The following is an 18,747-nucleotide window of genomic DNA, read 5'->3' as shown; positions in this document are numbered from 1 at the left end:
GCGGCCCTGGTGATTCAGGAACGGGTGCTGATGCTCCGTCAGGGAACGGGGGCAGGGAGATGAAGCCCTTGCCCCCGTTCCTATGAACTCTTATTCAATAATCGCGACTACCCCTCAACACCTTCTGGAAATGAGATTATGAGGGCAAGATCGCGCACTGCTCCGGCCGGGCCACCCAGCCGGGACACCTGGAAAAAGGACGTGTTGCCATGCTGGATCTGATGCCTTCACTGGGCAGCTGGCGGACTGCGGTCTCTGGCCAACGATGCGCTGTGGCCACGATCGTAGGGACCGGCGGCTCAGTCCCGCGCCCCATGGGGACTTCCATGATGGTTTCCGAACATGGCGAAATCCTGGGCAGCCTGTCCGGCGGTTGCGTGGAAGGGGCCGTCGTTGAGGCAGCCTTGGAAGCAATGCGCGACGGCGGCCCACGCCTTGAGTCTTTTGGCTACAGTGCCGAGGACGCGTTCGCCGCAGGACTCACCTGTGGAGGAGAACTGGAAGTCCACATCCAGCCACTGGGTAGCGATTCCGGCGAAATGGCCTTGTTGGACATGCCCGTATCAAACGAACCCACGGCCTTGGCCCTCATCCGCAGGCTCGGTGGCGGAGGGGGAGTGGTGGTCGTTGATGACCCTGTTCGGTTCCGCGCCATGGAATCAACGCAACTGGCGCGGTTGGTGGGCGACCATCCCGCCACCTTGATGGCTGCGGCGGCCCAGGTTGAGACGCTGCTCCAAGGCGGACGCACCGGGTTGGTCCGGCTGGCAGCACCCGAAGGCTGCATCGATGGCTGGGTGACCGTGGACAGGTGGGCCTCGGCCGGCCCGGAAGAAGTAACCCAGCCCGAGCCCATCACCCTGTTCGTGGAAAGCCGCTTGCCGGCAGCGCGGATGCTCATTTTCGGGGCCAATGATTTCGGTGCCGCATTGCTCCCCGCCGGACAGTTGCTTGGCTACAACGTCACCCTGTGTGATGCGCGGCCAGCGTTTGCCCAGCAGGGCCGTTTCGCTGGCGCGGACCAGGTGGTCACCGACTGGCCGCACCGCTACCTGGAAGCCGAAGCAGTGGCCGGACGGGTCGACGCCCGGACCGTGGTGTGCGTCCTGACCCACGATCCAAAGTTCGACATCCCCCTGCTTGAAACAGCACTCCGTTTAGATCTGGCTTACGTCGGTGCGATGGGCTCGCGTCGCAGCCACCGGCAACGGATTGACGCCCTGCTCGAGGCCGGCAGTCCCGCCGAAGCGCTCGAGCGGCTGCACTCCCCGATCGGATTAGACCTTGGGGCAGTGACACCGGCCGAAGTCGCAATCTCCATTACGGCGGAAATCATTGCCGAGCGGGGAGCCCCCAGCCACAGAGTCACGGACCCCAAAGGCGCCGGCCACAAAGTCCCCAGTCCCAACGCCCCAGGCCGCGTTGCCACCGGCTTCCCCTCGCTGAAGGACAGCACCGGCCCGATTCACGCGGCACCGATTCACCCAGCGCCGATTCACCCAGCACCTCAACACCTCACTCAGGAGGACCCATGGACATGAACACCATCGAGGCCGTGGTTCCCACCACGGATCCTTCTCAATGGCGCGACGGCGATGCCTGGCTCGCCGGAGGAACTGTCCTTTTCTCCTACGGAAGCACTGTCCTCAAACGGCTCCTTGATTTGGGCCAAGCGGATTGGCAGGCCATTACCGTAACCGATGAGGGCATTGAGCTCGCCGCAACCTGCACTGTTGCCGAGCTGTACGCCTTGCCTCAGTCCGCAGAAATAGCCAACCGTGAGTGGCCCGGCCTGGCATTGATCCGTCCTTGCTGCGACTCCTTCGTGGCCTCCTTCAAGATCTGGAACATGTCCACGGTGGGCGGCAACATCTGCACATCCTTGCCCGCTGGCCCCATGATTTCGCTGTGTGCCGGGCTCGACGCCGCGGCAACCATCCAGAGCCCCGACGGCACCAGCCGGACAGTACCTGTGGCCGATTTCGTCACCGGGGACATGGAGAATGTCCTGACCCCGGGGGAGTTGCTCCGCAGCATCCACCTTCCAGCCTCGGCTCTCTCCGCACGGGTCGCCTTCCGGCGATTATCGCTGAGTAACCTTGGCCGCTCCGGCGTGCTGCTCATCGGACGCCTCGATCCCGACGGCCGTTTGGTCATCACGGTCACCGCCTCCACCAAAAAGCCCGTCCAACTACGGTTCCCCGCCGGCCAGGTTCCCGACGCCGGGATGCTGGCTGACGCCGTCGGGGATTCCATTCCCTGGCCGCTGTACCACGATGACATCCATGGGTTCCCGGAGTGGCGTCGCGATATGACGTTCAAACTGGCCGAGGAGATCCGGGCCGAGCTGCTGGGCGAGTCAATGGCCGTGTCAGGCGATTTCTGGCCGCCGCACGCCACTTCGCCCCAACCATCCACGCAACCCGCACAGAACAACCCGCAGAAGGAGGCCTCCCATGGCAATTGAGATCAACGGCGCTGCCGCTCAGGCCACACCCCGCCCCGGCCAATGCCTGCGCACTTTCCTCCGGGAACAAGGAAACTTCGGCGTTAAGAAGGGCTGCGACGGCGGTGACTGCGGCGCCTGCACCGTGCACGTCGACGGCACGCCCGTCCACAGCTGCATCTATCCGGCTGTCCGCGCCGAGGGCAAAGCCGTGACCACGATCGAAGGTCTCTCCACCGGCGAAAATCTTCACCCTGTGCAGGAGCAGTTCCTCGAAGCCCAGGGTTTCCAATGCGGTTTCTGCACCGCCGGCATGGTCATGACCGCAGCCACTTTTGACGACGAGCAACGCGCCAACCTGCCCCGCAACCTCAAGGGCAATCTGTGCCGTTGCACCGGTTACCGCTCCATCGCTGACGCGGTGTGCGGTCACGGCGACGGTCATGGCGTCGAGCACAAGCACGACGCCGGAGCTGACGTTTCCGGGGCACAATCGCCTGCAGCCGGACAGTCTGCAGCTGGACAGCCTGCAGCCGGAAATCCCACCGCCGGACATCCCGTGGCTGTGGAAGCTACTCCCGGCCAGCTCGGGGACAACGTTCCCGCACCCGCCGGCCAAGCCGTGGTTACCGGAGCTGCCCGGTACACGCTGGATGTTCCGGCCGAGCAGCTGCCTGGACTACTGCACCTCAAGCTCCTGCGTTCACCGCATCCGCACGCCCGGATCGTGTCCATCGACAAGACCGCGGCACTGGCGGTTCCTGGCGTCGTCGCTGTTTTCACGCACGCAGATGCACCAGCGCAGTTGTTCTCAACGGCCCAGCACGAACACTTCACCGATGATCCCGATGACACCCGCGTGCTGGACAACGTGGTGCGGTTCATCGGCCAGCGCGTAGCTGCTGTTGTGGCCGAATCTGTTGGTGCTGCGGAGGCCGGAACCCGAGCGCTTGCTGTGGAGTACGAGCTTTTGGAACCGGTGTTCACGCCCCAGGAGGCCATTGTTCCCGGCGCCCCCGCAATCCATGGTGACAAGGACGGCGTTTACTCCAGAATTTCCCGGCCCCTAGAGAACGTGGTGGCCGAGGTCCACGCCGAACTGGGCAGCGTGGCGGACGGCTTTGCGGCAGCCGACTTCATCCATGAGCACACGTACAAGACGCAAAGGGTTCAGCACGTCGCGATGGAAACGCACGCGTCCATTGCCTGGCTGGACGAGGACGGCAGACTGGTTGTCCGGTCCTCCACGCAGGTTCCCTTCCTGGTCAAGCGCACCCTGATGCGACTGTTTAACCTGCCGGAGGAGACTGTTCGCGTGGTGGCTGGCCGCGTCGGGGGCGGTTTCGGCGGCAAGCAGGAGGTCCTCACCGAGGATCTTGTGGCTCTCGCGGCCTTGGCGCTGCGGAGGCCTGTGCAGGTGGAGTTCACCCGGACCGAACAGTTCACCTCCACCACAACGCGCCACCCCTTCACTATTCACTTGAAGGCGGGAGCCAGCCGGGACGGATACCTGACCGCCCTTCAACTGGACGTCATCACCAACACCGGCGCCTACGGAAACCATGCGCCCGGGGTGATGTTCCATGGTTGTGGCGAGTCGCTGGCCGTCTATAAATGCGTCAACAAGAAAGTGGACGCCCAAGCCGTCTACACCAACACCGTTCCCGCTGGTGCTTTCCGAGGGTATGGGTTGAGCCAGATGATCTTCGCGATCGAGTCCGCCGTCGACGAACTTGCCATCGGCATCGGCATGGATCCGCTCGAGTTCCGGCTCAAGAACATGGTCCGTCCAGGCGATCACATGTTGTCTACTACGCCCGAACCTGAGGAGGACGTTCACTACGGCAGCTACGGTTTGGACCAGTGCGTGGCCTTGGTCCGGGACGCTCTGGACCGGGGCAAGGAGCGTTACCGGGCCGCTGGCCTGGAGGACCTCGGCCCCGACTGGGTCGTCGGTGAGGGCTCGGCCCTCTCCATGATCGATACCGTCCCGCCGCGCGGCCACTTCGCCCACACCAGGGTGAGCCTGGAAGCGGACGGAAGGTTCGCCGTCGACGTCGGTACTGCAGAGTTCGGGAACGGCACCACAACCGTGCATGCGCAACTCGCCGCTACTGCGCTGGCGACAGCCGCCTCAAAAATTACCGTCCGTCAGTCCGATACGGACCTCGTGGAGCACGACACCGGCGCGTTCGGTTCGTCCGGGACAGTGGTGGCCGGCAAGGCGACGCTCGGCGCAGCTCTCGAGCTTGCCACCAGGATCCAGACCGTTGCGGCTTCGCTGACGGGGGCTGCTTTGACTGATTGCCGCTTGGTGGACGGAGCTGTGGAGTGCGGCGACCGCGTGGTTCCGCTCAAGGAAATTTACGACGCCGCCCGTCTCCAAGGCGTTCGGCTCACCACCGACGGCAACTGGGGAGGAACGCCGCGGTCAGTCGCGTTCAATGTCCACGGTTTCCGCGTTGCTGTTAACACGGGAACGGGTGAGCTGCGGATTCTGCAGAGTGTCCAGGCCGCAGATGCCGGCGTTGTGGTGAACCCGCGGCAGTGTCGTGGGCAGATCGAAGGCGGTATCGCGCAGGCGCTTGGTGCTGTGCTGTACGAGGAAGTGAAAGTGGACGACGCCGGACACGTCACCACGGATATCCTGCGGCAGTACCACATTCCGTCATTCGCGGACGTGCCGCGGAGCGAGGTCTATTTCGCCACTACCAACGACAGCACCGGGCCCCTCGGCGCCAAGTCCATGAGCGAGAGCCCGTTCAACCCCGTCGCACCGGCTTTGGCCAACGCCATCCGCAACGCCACTGGAATCCGCTTCGGCCAACTGCCCATTGCCCGGGACAAGATCTACCTGGCCCTCCGCGACCGCACCACTGCACCCGTCTAACCCCACCCCAACTGAGTCGCAGTTGAGCGCGTTTTGAGAACGCGCTTAACTGCGACTTACTTGGGTGGGACGGCTACGTGGGGGAGACGGCGAGCTCCATGAACACGCTGTTCGGGTCAAGGGTGTAGTCCGCGAAGGGCGGGCATTCGGTGAATCCTTGCCGGGCATACAAACGACGCGCGGGCGCAAAGTATTCTTCGGTACCGGTTTCCAGGCTCACGCGTTCGTAGCCCCGGCGGCCAGCTTCGGCCACGATGTGCTTGAGCATCAGGGTGGCCACTCCGCGCCCACGGGCAGCGGCGGTGGTGCGCATCGACTTGATCTCGCCGGACCGGCCGTCTCCGTCAGAAGTGGCCAGTTCCTTCAGCGCCCCGCATCCCAGCAACACGCCGTTTTCGCGGGCCGTCCAGAACGTGATCGCTTCATGCGACAACGCCGAATGGTCCAATGCGTGCACGCTCTCTGCGGGCGACGTCGCAAACATGTCCGCCAGATGTTCGCTGAGGAGCTGATGGACATCCGGGCGCGTGGGATCGTCAAGTGCAATCTGGATCATGGATTCAAACTTACCGGCCCGGGATTGATCAAGCCTCCAGTCAGTCCTCCAGCAGGTGCAACTGGTCCTTCGTATCCAGGTCTTCGCCGGAGCAGAGGTCACTGCAGTCCACCAGGTCCACCAAGCCCGGGTGCGCTTTGAGGAACGATCGCGCCCCCGTGTCACCATTCGCCGCTTCCGCCGCTTGGGATCGGAGCCCGACGTCGATAATCACCGGGTGCCGACGCTTAAGGTGCCCTGACTCGTCAGGGTAGGCGGCTGCCGTGACCCGACCTGGACGGTGGCTGCCCAGCAGCCTGCTGACCGCCGTCGGGGTTAAACCGGGCTGATCCACCAGAGCCACCATGATGCTGTGTCCCGGCGAGGCCGCCTCGATTCCTGCGCGGAAAGAACCAGCCATGCCCTTGGCCCAGTTCTCGTTCTCGACCACGGTGTATGTCCGTAGATCTGTGGTGCTTCGAACGCGGTCCGCCTCGGCCCCGACCACGACCACAACCTCCCGGCAGCCGCCGTCGAAGAGAGTATCGGCGAGCACCTCAACCAGCGTGCGGCCGCGGTAGGGGAGCAGCGCTTTCGGTCCGCGGCCCAAGCGCGTACCAGCCCCTGCGGCAAGCAGGACGCCCGTAGTGGGCGCCACGCCGGATCCAGTCATATCCTCACGATACGCGCGGGCATGCACGCGGTCTGTAGCTCGCTCAGAGCTTTCCGGGACATCTACCAAAATCGGTTGCAAACTACTCCTCAGTAGGTCTGTTGGTAGGTTCCGACGGCCATTATTGTCGGTAGGGAATTGTTCAAATCGCTCTAATGCAATGATGCGTGGAGGAAAAGGGGAAGATGGCGGGCAGTTTCGAAATACTCAAGGCCGGGACGAACACGTTCAGGTTCCGACTCACAGCCGATGACGGCACAGTTGTGGCAGTGTCGCCACAGTTTCCCAATTTGAAGGCCGTCGTGGCCGGTATCAACGCAGTCCGCGAAAACGCGGCAACCGGATTCGTCGTAGACCGGAGGAATCTGGGCACCTAGGCCTCCCCGGTACTACACACAAAAACAAGTTGGCGGCAGTGTTCTTCACGAACACTGCCGCCAACTGTATTTGTGCGTGTTGTTAGGCGTCGCCGCCTGCTCCGCCGGTGGTGCCGGCGTTCACGTCGAGCAGTTTGTAGCGGTCAATAGCGTACGACGGCGCGCCCTCCTCAACTTCGCCCCTCGCCGCCAGCAACTGGAGGGTTTTGGCGACGATGGAGTGGGTGTCGTTTTTGAAGTAGCGGCGGGCGGCTTGGCGGGTGTCGGAGAAGCCGAAGCCGTCTGCTCCGAGGGAGGCGAAGTCGTTGGGGATGAATTGGCGGATTTGGTCGGGGACGGCTTTCATGTAGTCGGACACGGCGATCACGGGTCCGGTGGTGCCGGCGAGTTGTTCGGTGATGAACGGGGTGCGGGCGGGTTGGCCGGGGTTGAGGAAGGCGTGTTCTTCGGCGGCGAGGCCGTCGCGTCGCAGTTCGTTCCAGGACGTCACGGACCAGACGTCGGCGGCGACTCCCCAGTCCTCGGCGAGGATCCGGGCGGCGTCCAGGGCCCAGGGCACGGACACGCCGGAGGCGAGGATGTTCGCGGTGGGCCTGTTCCCGTTCCCGGTGGTGTTTTCCGGGGCGGGCGCGAGGCGGTAGATGCCTTTGAGGAGCCCGTTGACGTCCAGGTTCTCGGGTTCGGCGGGTTGGGTGATGGGTTCGTTGTAGACGGTGAGGTAGTACATCACGTTTCGGTCTTCACCGGTGCCGGTGCCGGTGCCGGTGGCCTCGGTGTCGGGTCCGTACATTTCTTCGAGGCCGTGGCGGATGATGTGGCCGATTTCGTAGCCGTAGGCGGGGTCGTAGGTTTTCACGGCGGGGTTGGTGGAGGCCAGGATGGGGGAGTGCCCGTCGGCGTGTTGGAGTCCTTCGCCGGTGAGGGTGGTGCGTCCTGCGGTGGCGCCGATGATGAAGCCGCGGGTCATTTGGTCTGCTGCGGCCCAGAAGGAATCTCCGGTGCGTTGGAAGCCGAACATGGAGTAGAACACGTAGATCGGGACCAGGGGTTGGCCGTGGGTGGCGTAGGCGGTTCCGGCGGCGGTGAACGCTGCGACGGCGCCGGCTTCGTTGATGCCGGGGTGGATCAGTTGCCCGGCGGGGGATTCCTTGTAGGCCAGCACGAGGTCCCGGTCCACGGAGAGGTAGTTCTGGCCTTTGGGGTTGTAGATTTTCGCGGTCGGGAAGAACGCGTCCATGCCGAAGGTCCGGGATTCATCCGGGACGACGGGCACGAACCGGGCCCCGAAGTTCTTATCCCGCATCAGGTCCTTCAGCAGCCTCACGAAGGCCATGGTGGTCGCGGCTTGTTGTTTGCCGGAGCCGCGTTTGGCGACCTCGTAGGATTTGGCTTCGGGCAGGGTGACGGGGGTGTGGGTGCGGCGGCGTTCGGGGACGAACCCGCCAAGTTCTGCCCGGCGTTCCATCAGGTATTTGATTTCCGGGGCGTCCATGCCGGGGTGGTAGTACGGGGGCCGGTAGAGGTCCGCGTCGAGCTGGTCATCGCTGATGGGGATGCGCAGGTGGTCACGGAAGGCCTTGAGGTCTTCCATGGTCAGCTTTTTCATCTGGTGGGTGGCGTTGCGGCCCTCGAAGTGCGGGCCCAGGCCGTAGCCCTTGACGGTTTTGGCCAGGATCACGGTGGGTTTGCCCTTGAACTCGACCGCTGCCTTGTACGCGGCGTAGACCTTGCGGTAATCGTGCCCGCCGCGTTTGAGGCCCCAGATCTGCTCATCGGTCAGGTCCGCGACCATGTCCTTGGTCTGCGGGGACTTGCCGAAGAAGTGGTCCCGGACGAACCCGCCGGACTCGGCCTTGTAGGTCTGGTAGTCGCCATCGGGGGTTTCGTTCATGATTTTCACCAACGCCCCGTCATGGTCCGCTTCCAGGAGGGTGTCCCATTCCCGGCCCCAGACGACCTTGATCACGTTCCAGCCCGCGCCGCGGAAGAACGCCTCGAGCTCCTGCATGATCTTGCCGTTGCCCCGCACGGGCCCGTCCAGGCGCTGGAGGTTGCAGTTGATCACGAAGTTCAGGTTGTCCAGGTTCTCGTTCGCTGCCAGCTGCAGCAACCCGCGGGACTCGGGCTCGTCCATTTCCCCGTCGCCGAGGAAGGCCCAGACCTGCTGGTCGGAGGTGTCCTTGAGGCCGCGGTTGTGCAGGTACCGGTTGGACTGGGCCTGGTAGATCGCGTTCATCGGACCGATGCCCATCGACACGGTGGGGAATTCCCAGAAGTCCGGCATCAATCTGGGGTGCGGGTAGGAGGACAGGGCGTGGCCTTGTTTGGACTTTTCCTGACGGAAACCGTCCAAATCCTCCTCGGAGAGGCGGCCTTCCATGAACGCGCGGGCGTACATGCCCGGGGACGCGTGGCCCTGGAAGAATACCTGGTCCCCGCCCGAGGGGTGGTCCTTGCCGCGGAAGAAATGGTTGAACCCGACCTCGTACAGGGTCGCCGCGCCGGCGTAGGTGGAAATGTGCCCGCCCACCCCGATATCGGCTCGCTGTGCACGGTGGACCATGACCGCGGCGTTCCAGCGCATGTAGGCACGGTACCGGCGCTCGAACTCCTCGTTCCCGGGAAACTCCGCTTCCTGGTCCACCGGGATCGTGTTCACATAATCAGTGGTCGTCACCATCGGCACACCCACCGACCGGGCACCGGCACGCTGCAACAACGACCGCATAATGTACTGGGCACGCTCCGTGCCCTGCTCCGCGATCAACGCATCAAGGGACTCAATCCACTCCGCGGTCTCTTCCGGATCACGATCAGGCAGCTGGGCAGTCAACCCGCTGAGGATGTGTGAGGTCTCTTCTCCTGCAGCCACGTCCAACCTCTCTTCATTGAATGTCTGGGCGCTTGCTCTGTGGGGGCGCTCAAGGAATTTCGTATTGTGAGAATAAAATTCTGCAATTCGAGATTACGTCTGCCGATGGGCAGCGTCAACACGGATTACGCAACCGCAACAGTCAACTGGGAAATGCCCCGGCAATCAACCGAATGTGACCCTCCATACACTTGTGACGCCTTGACCTGACGTGACGTGAGTCATAGAGTGTTTTCACTATTCAATAACTTGTTTCCGCTATGTGGAAACAGTACGAAGTGGAGATCCACGATGCAGACGTGGCTGTGGCCGTCACCATAGCTGAATCCTTGGTCCGGCTTGGCCTCACGACTCCCAAGGTCCGGACCTATGCAACGCCGCGTCCGAGGACTGTCATAGGCTGGCCGATAACAGCAGCCCAACCGACTTCAGACCAGCCCACTGAAGGGCAGCCCGCAGAGGCCGCGCGCTGATGCAGGCCGCTGACTAGTTGAAGGCGATTTCCCGAAAGGCCACCACATGACTGACCCACGCCCGCCCGCAGACCCAAGGGTCGCCGTCGTGACCGGTGCCGGCTCCGGCATTGGGAGGGCCGTAGCCCGGCTCATGCTCGCCGATGGTTACCGTGTGGCGTTGGCTGGGCGTCGCGAAGCGCAGTTGCTGGAGACCGCGGGCGACCATCCGGATGCCCTGGCGGTGCCCTGCGATGTGACAGTGCCCGACGACGTTGCCCGCCTTTTCGCTGATGTTCGCCAGCGCTGGGGCCGGGTTGATGTGCTGTTCAACAATGCAGGCATCTTCGGGCCAGCCGGCGACGTTGGCGAGATCGACGTCGATGAGTGGGAGGCCACGCTGCGCGTCAATGTCACGGGCTCCATGCTGTGCGCCGCTGAGGCTGTGAGGACCATGAAGGCCCAGGAGCCGCAGGGTGGCCGCATCATCAACAACGGCTCCATCTCTGCACATTCGCCCAGGCCCAGGTCCGTCGCTTACACGGTGACCAAGCATGCGATGACCGGGCTGACCAAAAGCATTGAGCTGGATGGCCGAGACTTTGGCATCACGTGCGGGCAGATCGATATCGGAAATACCCGTACCGAGATCATGGACACCATCGGAGTCGGCTCAGGTGCGTTGCAGGCCGATGGCAGCCGTCGCGTGGAGCCGATGTTCCCCGTGGAGGACGCAGCCCGTGCTGTGCTGATGATGGCCAACATGCCGGCGTCGGCCAACGTTGGTTCCCTGGTGGTCACAGCCGCGGGCATGCCGTTCATAGGCCGCGGCTAGCATCAAAGCACCGCCCCAAACCGTGGGCCCGTGCCGCCACCACCCACTTTGCTTTTCGAATGCCCGTGACACGCCTGCAGGAGGGTGTGTCACGGGCATTTCAGCGTCAAAGAAGGTGGGGGACGCACCAACATCCAAGCTCCAAACCAAATGTGACTTTCCACAATATGGAAATTCAATTTCCCCTTGCGGAATGATGTGAGCAGGATTACATTTGAAAACAACCCCCAAATGTGGGGCTGTTCCCAACTGATTGGTTCAGATCAATGAAGATCCCAGACTCTGCGGCGCTGAAGGCGAGTTCGGCCCCGCTGAAGAAGAAGCCACTGTATAAGTCGCTCTTTTTTCAAATCCTGATCGCCGTCGTCGCAGGTGTGCTCATCGGTCATTTTTGGCCGAACCTCGGGTCCACCCTCCGGCCGCTGGGTGATGGATTCATTCAACTCATCAAGATGATCATCGCCCCGCTGATTTTCCTCGTGATCGTCACGGGCATCTCGGCAGTCGGCGACGTCAAGGCGGTCGGAAGGGTCGGGGTCAAAGCACTCCTCTACTTCACCTGCGCCACCCTTTTCGCCCTGGTCTTCGGACTCATAGTGGGCAACATCGTTCAGCCCGGTGCCGGCCTGAACATCGATCCCTCCACGCTTTCCCAAGAAGCCGTGGACGCAAAGACCGGCCATGCAGTTCCCAAGGATGCAGCGGCCTTCCTGCTGGATGTCATTCCCACCAGCGTGATCGGCGCCTTCGCCAACAACAGCCTGCTCCAGGTACTCTTCTTCTCCGTCTTCTTCGGTGCCGCGATCGTGGTCATCGGTCGCCAGCGCTGCCTGCCCGTGATCAGCCTCATGGAGACCGTTCTGGAGCTGATCTTCAAGATCATGTCCTGGATCATGAAGGTGGCTCCGATCGGTGCTTTCGGCGCCATGGCCTTCATCATCGGCCAGTACGGGCTTGGCACACTCGGTACGTATGCGCTTCTCATAGCCTCCTGTTACGGAGCCGCCGTCGTCTTTATCGGTCTTCTGTTCCTGGTGGCGTGGGGCTTCGCCCGCGTTCCGCTCTGGCACTTCCTGAAGTACACCCGCGAGGAATTCCTGCTTGCGCTTGGCACGGCCTCCACTGAAGCGGTCATGCCGCGCATCATGACCAAGCTGACCAACGCCGGCTGCTCCCGGGCAACCACCGGCCTGGTGGTTCCCACCGGCTACTCCTTCAACCTTGATGGTGCAGCGATATACCTTTCCATCTCCCTGCTGTTCCTGGCCCAAGCGTTCGGCCACCACCTGGACCTCGGCCAGCAGTTGGCCGCGCTGGGTGTGCTGCTCCTGACCTCCAAGGGCATGGCCGGCGTCCCGGGCTCATCGTTCCTGGCCCTCTCGGCCACGGCTGCCGCCCTCGGCATCTTCCCGGTTGCCGGCGTAGCACTCCTCCTCGGAGCCGATCGCCTCATGGACTCCATGCGCGTCGTCGTCAACCTGCTGGGCAACTGTGTTGCCACGTTCATAGTGGCCAAGTGGGAAGGCCAGTTCGACCGCAGCGTCATGGTCCGTGCTTTCAACGGCGAGATTACCAACGAGGATTCGGCCATCATGCTCGGCCAGGAGGAAGTGTTCGAGGAACAGGAACTCGAACGCCTCAGCGAGGGCCATCACCCATCACCGAAATTCCGTGGAGGTCCAACGGCAGACGAAATTCCGCAATTCGAGATGAGCAAGCCAGGGCAACCAGCAACGCCGATCTGCCCCGACTAACTCCATAGTTTGAGTGCAACTGATGCCCTTGAGACTTAGGTCTTGAGGGCATCAGCTGTGTCAGAGGGGAAGCAGTTCCGAGAGGTCCGCGCGCAGTCCGGACGCGGCAACACGGCCAGCCGACACTGCGTCTCCCCAGGAGATCCGGCCGGTTACCAGCTCAAGCCAGGTGGCGGCGTCGCACTCTATGACGTTCGGGGGAGTGCCGCGGGTGTGGCGGGGGCCCTCCACACATTGCGTGACGCCGAACGGGGGCACACGGACCTCCACCGAATTGCCGGGCGCGCGGGCGGTGACTTCCTCGAGCGAGTAGCGTACCGCCGTCGCGATCAAAGAGCGCGACGGCAGTGCGGCACCGGTTTCGCCAGAGGCGCCTTCACTCGAACGCTCGACGGCGGATTGCCAGGCTGCCAGCGCAGCGCGGCCCTCGTTGACGTCAATGCGGCGTCGTGCAACTGCCATGGTTCGTTCCTTATATAACTAGGTGACTCAGTAACGGGCCGGCTCAGTCGAGCATCGCGGATACGGCGTGGCCCAGGCGGATCTTGCCCACGGGTCGCCCGCCGCCCAGCACAGGTTCCACGACGCGTTCCAGGACGTTTGAAACCGCGGGAATGTCCACCGCGCCACTGACGGCAAGAAGGGTCAAACCCACCAAGGACGTAGCGCGAAGATTCCCGTCCAGCATCTTGACGGCCACTGTGGCACCCGTGGACGTGGCAAGGACCAGGATGCCCTCGGCGCCGATCTTGGCCAGGATGTCCAGCTCTTCCATGACGATCGTGTTTGACTCGCCCTTGCCCTGGACCGCCCACGGGTAGTCCAGCATGGACGTGGCAATGGTGGCTGCGCGTGCGTTTGAGGAGGAATCACCCGGTGACTTCGCCAACCGCGAATACGCGCGGGCCAATCCAGTCAGCGAGATCGCCGCAACGGGTGCTCCGCAGCCATCAATGCCCAAATGCGAGATCGTTTCGCCGCTGTATTCCTCAATCACGGACCGCACGCGCTGCTGCAACGGATGATTCGGCTCAAGGTAACTGCGAAGGTCCCAACCGTTTTCCGTGCAGGCCCAGAGGAAAGCCGCGTGCTTCCCGGAACAATTGAAGGCGAGCCTGGTTTGGCCGCGCTCGGAACGGACCAGCCAATTGCGCGCGGTTTCGTCCTGCGGCCAGGCGGTGGGGCACTGAAGCTGGTCCTCGCGGACACCTGCCGCTTTGAGCATTCCCTCCACCAAGTCCATGTGATCCAGTGAACCGGTGTGGCTTCCGCAGGCGACAGCCACCTGCGCGCCCCGAAGCGGGACGCCGGACTGCATGGCAGCGAGGGCCTGGAATGGTTTCAGGGTGGAGCGGGCCAGGATGGGAGCATCGATGTCACCAAGCCGGGTGACCACGCTTCCGTCACCGGCAAGGACGACGGCAGCACCGATGTGCCGGGACTCGATAAAGCCACTGCGTTCGATGACTGCCAGTTCGACGGCGGACTCAACGTTGAACGTTTCATGCGAACTCATGGGCATGAGGCCAGTCTAGGGCGCGACGGCTGTGTTCCCTGGTCACATGCGAGGTCCGGGCGCGGTCCCGGATCCAGTCATCCGTTGCCGGGGAATGACACAGCTTAGGCCCCGCGCCCTACACAAAGTACCCTTGAAGACTGTGAAGGTACTCGTCATTGGCCCAGGCGGCCGCGAACACGCCATTGTCCGCTCTCTGCTTGAAGATCCCAACGTTTCCGAGGTCCACGCGGCTCCGGGCAACGCGGGCATCAGCAAACTCGTTCCCACGCACGCAATTGACGGGAACAACCCGGAAGCCGTGTCCGCGCTCGCCACCAAGCTGGGCGTGGACCTGGTTGTCGTCGGTCCGGAGGCTCCCCTGGCCGCCGGTGTGTCCGACGCCGTCCGTGCGGCCGGGATTCCGGTCTTTGGACCCAGCAAGGAAGCAGCCCAGCTCGAAGCGTCCAAGGCGTTCGCCAAACAGATCATGGCTGAAGCGGGCGTTCCCACGGCCATGGCCCGCGTTGCCACCAACGCAGAGGAAGCCGCCGATGCCCTGGCTACATTCGGCGCCCCGCACGTTGTTAAGGACGACGGCCTTGCCGCAGGCAAGGGCGTTGTAGTCACCAACGACCGCGAGGAAGCCCTCGCGCACGCGCAGGCTTGCTTCGACGCCGGTGGAACAGTTGTCATCGAAGAATTCCTCGACGGCCCCGAAGTTTCCCTGTTCGTCCTCTGCGACGGCCGCACTACCGTTCCCCTGTCTCCTGCGCAGGACTTCAAGCGCATCTTCGATAACGATGAAGGCCCCAACACCGGTGGCATGGGTGCCTACACCCCGCTCGAGTGGGCTCCCGAAGGCCTGGTTCAGGAAGTCATCGACCGCGTCGCCCAGCCCACTGTGGATGAGATGGCCCGCCGGGGCACACCCTTTATCGGTGTGCTGTACTGCGGCCTGGCACTCACCTCGCGCGGCACGCGCGTCATCGAGTTCAACGTGCGCTTCGGTGACCCCGAGACGCAGGCAGTCCTCGCACGACTTAAGACCCCGCTCGGTGCGCTGCTTCTGGCAGCTGCCAAGGGCGAACTGGACACCGCAGAGGAGCTGCGCTGGTCCAAGGACACGGCAGTCGCCGTCGTCGTGGCCGCCGAAAACTATCCGGACGCTCCCCGCACGGGGGATCGCATCCGCGGCCTGAAGAAGGTGGACGAGCTCGAGGGCGTCCACGTTGTCCACGCCGGCACCAAGCTGGACGAGGAAGGCAAAGTGGTTTCGGCCGGCGGCCGGGTCCTCGCGGTGGTCGCGCTCGGTTCCGATCTGGTGGAGGCCCGCGAGAAAGCGTACGACGGCGTTGAGCTGGTTCAGCTTGAAGGCTCACAGTTCCGTACGGATATCGGAGGCAAAGCCGCCCGCGGCGAAATCCGAGTGCCCTACGCAGCCACCGGAACCATCCCGAAAGTACAGGCCTGAGCATGACTGATTCCCTCCCCACAGGCGGTTTCAAAACCGAGACCCTGCAACTTCCGGGCTGGACGCATATCTATTCCGGCAAGGTTCGTGACCTCTACGTCCCAACCGATGAATCCATCACGGAAAAGGTCGGCCAGGAATGCGTACTGGTGGTTGCCAGCGACCGCATCAGTGCCTATGACCATGTCCTGAGCAGCGAAATCCCTGACAAGGGCCGCATCCTGACGCAGCTCAGCCTGTGGTGGTTCGACCAGTTGGAGGTTGAGCACCACGTGCTGGCTTCCACGGTTGAGGGTGGCGTTCCGGCCGCCGTCGAGGGCCGTGCCATGATCTGCAAGAAGCTGGAGATGTTCCCGGTGGAGTGCATCGCCCGTGGTTACCTCACCGGTTCCGGGCTGGAGGAGTACAAGCATTCCCGCACCGTCTGCAACATCCCGCTTCCCGAGGGGCTTGTTGACGGTTCCCGCTTGGAGAAAGCACTGTTTACGCCATCTGCCAAGGCCGACGTCGGCGAGCACGACGTCAACATCACCTATGACGACGTCGTGGCCATAGTCGGTGACGACATCGCCGCCCGCCTCAGCGAACTCACGCTGAAGATCTACACCCGCGCTGAGGAGATCGCCCGCGAGCGGGGGATCATCCTTGCCGACACCAAGGTGGAGTTCGGCCTCGACACGTACACGGGCATCATCACGCTGGGCGATGAGGTCCTCACCCCGGACTCCTCCCGTTTCTGGGACGCATCCACTTATGCGCCCGGCAAGTCGCAGCCCTCGTATGACAAGCAGTACGTCCGCGACTGGCTCACCTCGGCCGAGTCCGGCTGGGACAAGTCCTCGGATACGCCTCCGCCAGCCTTGCCCGCTGAAGTCGTGGAGCGCACCCGTGCCCGCTACGTGGAAGCCTACGAGAAACTCACAGGGCGCACGTTCGCCTAAGCTTGTCCCCATCCAACTGAGTCGCAGTTAAGCGCGTTTTGACCCCCCTCAAAGCGCGCTTAACTGCGACTTACTTGGGTTTAGCTGGCTTCGGAATGGGCTTCTGGATGCGTTTCGGAGTGCCCTTCCGGATGTGATGCAGCAGCGCGGCGTTCCGCCAGGCGGATCTCCAGGACAGCATCCATGGCTTGCTGGACCCGGTCCGAGGCGCCGGCCGCACTGAAGTCGTGCTGGGCCTCTTCCAAGTAGTGCAGGGCCTCCGTGGTTTCACCGGCTGCCTTCAAGGACTTCCCCAGCAACAGCGAAACTTCGCCAGCCGTGTGGCGGGCCAATACCTTGCGGTCCTTGTAGATCTCGCGAAGCTTGTCCACCGCTGCCGGAATATCGCCCGTCAGGTATAGCCAGCGGGCGCGGATGAAGGCTACTTCAAGCTGGTCCGTCTTGTTTCCGCCGACGATGGACAGCGCGAGCTCGGCACGTTCAATGGCGGACAGGGTTTCGGGCTCAACAATGCCGGACGACAACCTGACGGCTGCCGATGCCTTGTTGAAACGGGCCCACAGTTCGATGTCGTTGGCGGGGGAGAGCAGCTTTGCTGCGCGCTCGTGGTGCTTGATGCCCTCTACGTAGTCGTGCCGCATGAAAGCAACGTTGCCCACCACCCACGCGACCTCACCGGCCAGCTGGGACATGGAGTGCTCGTCCATGTGCTCGATCATTGTCAGGCAGTACTGCCACGCTTCGTCCAGCTTGCCGCTCTCCGCGAGGGCGCCGATCAGCGCGCGGTGCGCGCCGATGATCAGCGTGGATCCCTTGGGCAGCTGTTCGGACAGTTGCACGGCCTTCTTTGCATGCTCGACGGCGGTGGCCAGCTGACCCTGTCCGTGACAGACCGCGGCAAGCATCTGCCAGGCACGCACGCCAAGGCCTGCGGATTCCGTGGCCATGGGGTGTTCCAGTAAATGTTCGACAATTTGCTGGCATTCCCTGAGTTGGCCTTGCTTCATCACACATTCGGCCTGCATATAGGTCATATTCCACCAGGCGCTGTTGTTCTTCGCCTCGAGCGCGATCTGCGCCGCAGTTGCTGCATGGCTGGCCGCGAGTTGGTAGTCGCGCAGGTCCCACGCTTGCCGGGCATACAGGCCGGCCAGCACGTACTCGGCATCGCTTACCGAAACGGGTTGGCTCCAGGCTTCCAAAGCCTTGGGCGCCAATTCCAGCCGGCGCGCCAGCTCTTCGATGACCTCGGCAGTAGGCTCGCGTCGACCTGTTTCCAGCAGCGAAATGTAGCTCGGGGAATACAGGTTTTTGCCCAGTTCTGCCTGCGTTAACCCGCGTTCGAGCCGTTCGGCACGTAGCTTCTCGCCGAATCCGTTTCCCACGGGGCCCTCCTACAGGTGTCTTTTCACCAAAACCTTGACAGTCTCTGTGGAAAACATTTTACAATGTATGTCAACAGGGACCGTGCAATTTCCGTAACGAATCCGACTCGCATTGGGGAACATTATGTTCAAGAAAATGGCCGCTTCGGTGGCCTTGGCAGGCGCTCTCGCTTTTACGGTTGCGGCTCCCGCAGTCGTCTCTGCTGCTGCAGCGGCAGATTCCGGCTCGGTAAGTGCTATTGGAAACTGGCCCGATCCTATGAGGTCCACCACCACGACACCTACCAAGTCAGGTGGCACGACGTACACGACGTCGTCCATCGGCAACTGGCCGGATCCTATGTAAATCAGTAAATACTGAAGAAGACCCCGGAGCGTGACGAGCGATGCTCCGGGGTTTTCTTTTGCCCGGGTACAGGCGCGTGGGTCTACACAGTGCGGCTGCGACACCCACACCCGAGTAGATCCGGGCAAACAAAAATGGCGCCGATTTCTCGACGCCATTTTCGTGTTTGGTCGGGATGACAGGATTTGAACCTGCGACCTCTTCGTCCCGAACGAAGCGCGCTACCAAGCTGCGCTACATCCCGATCCGCTGCGAAAGCAACTGTTCAAGGA

Annotated in this window: 15 protein-coding genes, 1 tRNA gene and 1 pseudogene; 10 read left to right on the top strand and 7 right to left on the bottom strand. The window is 62.8% G+C overall.

What is annotated here, in order from left to right:
* Positions 1-209: 209 nt before the first annotated feature.
* The 3 genes from VUN82_21000 to VUN82_20990 are packed head-to-tail and all read left to right on the top strand — an operon-like array spanning position 210 to position 5,336.
* Positions 210-1,541, top strand: coding sequence for an XdhC family protein (locus tag VUN82_21000; GenBank protein ID XAS71531.1), 1,332 nt, complete (start codon positions 210-212; stop codon positions 1,539-1,541).
* Entirely contained in the window at positions 1,532-2,467 is a 936-nt protein-coding gene (locus VUN82_20995; GenBank protein ID XAS71530.1) for an FAD binding domain-containing protein, read from the top strand. The genes VUN82_21000 and VUN82_20995 overlap by 10 nt, the downstream gene beginning before the upstream one ends.
* Positions 2,457-5,336 carry a molybdopterin cofactor-binding domain-containing protein gene (locus VUN82_20990; GenBank protein XAS71529.1) on the top strand — a complete coding sequence of 960 codons (2,880 nt, stop codon included), beginning with the start codon at positions 2,457-2,459 and terminating at the stop codon, positions 5,334-5,336. The genes VUN82_20995 and VUN82_20990 overlap by 11 nt, the downstream gene beginning before the upstream one ends.
* Before the next feature lie 73 nt (positions 5,337-5,409).
* On the opposite strand, the gene VUN82_20985 is transcribed toward VUN82_20990, so the two are convergent.
* Together VUN82_20985 and VUN82_20980 are read right to left on the bottom strand one after the other, a co-directional pair.
* Positions 5,410-5,892, bottom strand: coding sequence for a GNAT family N-acetyltransferase (locus VUN82_20985; protein XAS71528.1), 483 nt, complete (start codon positions 5,890-5,892; stop codon positions 5,410-5,412).
* A 40-nt stretch (positions 5,893-5,932) separates the two neighbouring features.
* Positions 5,933-6,571 carry a nucleotidyltransferase family protein gene (locus tag VUN82_20980; protein ID XAS74758.1) on the bottom strand — a complete coding sequence of 213 codons (639 nt, stop codon included), beginning with the start codon at positions 6,569-6,571 and terminating at the stop codon, positions 5,933-5,935.
* 158 nt (positions 6,572-6,729) lie between these two features.
* Between VUN82_20980 and VUN82_20975 the strand changes: the two genes are divergently transcribed.
* Positions 6,730-6,921: a DUF1508 domain-containing protein gene (locus VUN82_20975; protein XAS71527.1), complete on the top strand. Its 192-nt coding sequence runs from the start codon at positions 6,730-6,732 to the stop codon at positions 6,919-6,921.
* An 82-nt stretch (positions 6,922-7,003) separates the two neighbouring features.
* On the opposite strand, the gene aceE is transcribed toward VUN82_20975, so the two are convergent.
* Complete coding sequence (aceE, locus tag VUN82_20970; GenBank protein ID XAS71526.1) at positions 7,004-9,793, bottom strand: pyruvate dehydrogenase (acetyl-transferring), homodimeric type; 2,790 nt, start codon at positions 9,791-9,793, stop codon at positions 7,004-7,006.
* A 299-nt stretch (positions 9,794-10,092) separates the two neighbouring features.
* Between aceE and VUN82_20965 the strand changes: the two are divergent.
* The 3 genes and pseudogenes from VUN82_20965 (at position 10,093) to VUN82_20955 (ending at position 12,834) form a co-directional block, all read left to right on the top strand.
* A pseudogene (locus tag VUN82_20965) lies at positions 10,093-10,266 on the top strand (Asp/Glu/hydantoin racemase).
* Between the two features lie 46 nt (positions 10,267-10,312).
* Complete coding sequence (locus tag VUN82_20960; protein XAS71525.1) at positions 10,313-11,080, top strand: SDR family oxidoreductase; 768 nt, start codon at positions 10,313-10,315, stop codon at positions 11,078-11,080.
* A 266-nt stretch (positions 11,081-11,346) separates the two neighbouring features.
* Entirely contained in the window at positions 11,347-12,834 is a 1,488-nt protein-coding gene (locus VUN82_20955; GenBank protein XAS71524.1) for a cation:dicarboxylase symporter family transporter, read from the top strand.
* A gap of 60 nt (positions 12,835-12,894) precedes the next feature.
* Here VUN82_20955 and VUN82_20950 read toward each other — a convergent pair whose 3' ends face one another.
* Both VUN82_20950 and VUN82_20945 read right to left on the bottom strand, forming a co-directional pair.
* On the bottom strand, positions 12,895-13,296 hold the full coding sequence (locus VUN82_20950; protein XAS71523.1) for a sterol carrier family protein: 402 nt from the start codon (positions 13,294-13,296) through the stop codon (positions 12,895-12,897).
* A gap of 43 nt (positions 13,297-13,339) precedes the next feature.
* Positions 13,340-14,356 carry an asparaginase gene (locus VUN82_20945; GenBank protein ID XAS71522.1) on the bottom strand — a complete coding sequence of 339 codons (1,017 nt, stop codon included), beginning with the start codon at positions 14,354-14,356 and terminating at the stop codon, positions 13,340-13,342.
* 88 nt (positions 14,357-14,444) lie between these two features.
* On the opposite strand from VUN82_20945, the gene purD reads away from it, so the two are divergent.
* Both purD and VUN82_20935 read left to right on the top strand, forming a co-directional pair.
* Positions 14,445-15,803 carry a phosphoribosylamine--glycine ligase gene (gene purD / locus VUN82_20940; GenBank protein XAS71521.1) on the top strand — a complete coding sequence of 453 codons (1,359 nt, stop codon included), beginning with the start codon at positions 14,445-14,447 and terminating at the stop codon, positions 15,801-15,803.
* Positions 15,804-15,805: 2 nt separating this feature from the next.
* Complete coding sequence (locus tag VUN82_20935) at positions 15,806-16,744, top strand: phosphoribosylaminoimidazolesuccinocarboxamide synthase (GenBank protein ID XAS71520.1); 939 nt, start codon at positions 15,806-15,808, stop codon at positions 16,742-16,744.
* 80 nt (positions 16,745-16,824) lie between these two features.
* On the opposite strand, the gene VUN82_20930 is transcribed toward VUN82_20935, so the two are convergent.
* Complete coding sequence (locus VUN82_20930; protein ID XAS71519.1) at positions 16,825-18,129, bottom strand: helix-turn-helix transcriptional regulator; 1,305 nt, start codon at positions 18,127-18,129, stop codon at positions 16,825-16,827.
* A gap of 124 nt (positions 18,130-18,253) precedes the next feature.
* On the opposite strand from VUN82_20930, the gene VUN82_20925 reads away from it, so the two are divergent.
* Positions 18,254-18,475, top strand: coding sequence for a hypothetical protein (locus tag VUN82_20925; GenBank protein ID XAS71518.1), 222 nt, complete (start codon positions 18,254-18,256; stop codon positions 18,473-18,475).
* 167 nt (positions 18,476-18,642) lie between these two features.
* Here VUN82_20925 and VUN82_20920 read toward each other — a convergent pair.
* Positions 18,643-18,719: transfer RNA gene (locus VUN82_20920), tRNA-Pro, on the bottom strand.
* Between the last annotated feature and the right edge of the window lie 28 nt (positions 18,720-18,747).

It is taken from the genome of Micrococcaceae bacterium Sec5.1, assembly GCA_039636795.1.
Lineage (GTDB): Bacteria > Actinomycetota > Actinomycetes > Actinomycetales > Micrococcaceae > Arthrobacter.
The sequence above is the reverse complement of the archived record's forward strand: the minus strand, read 5'-3'. Positions and strand labels throughout refer to the sequence as shown.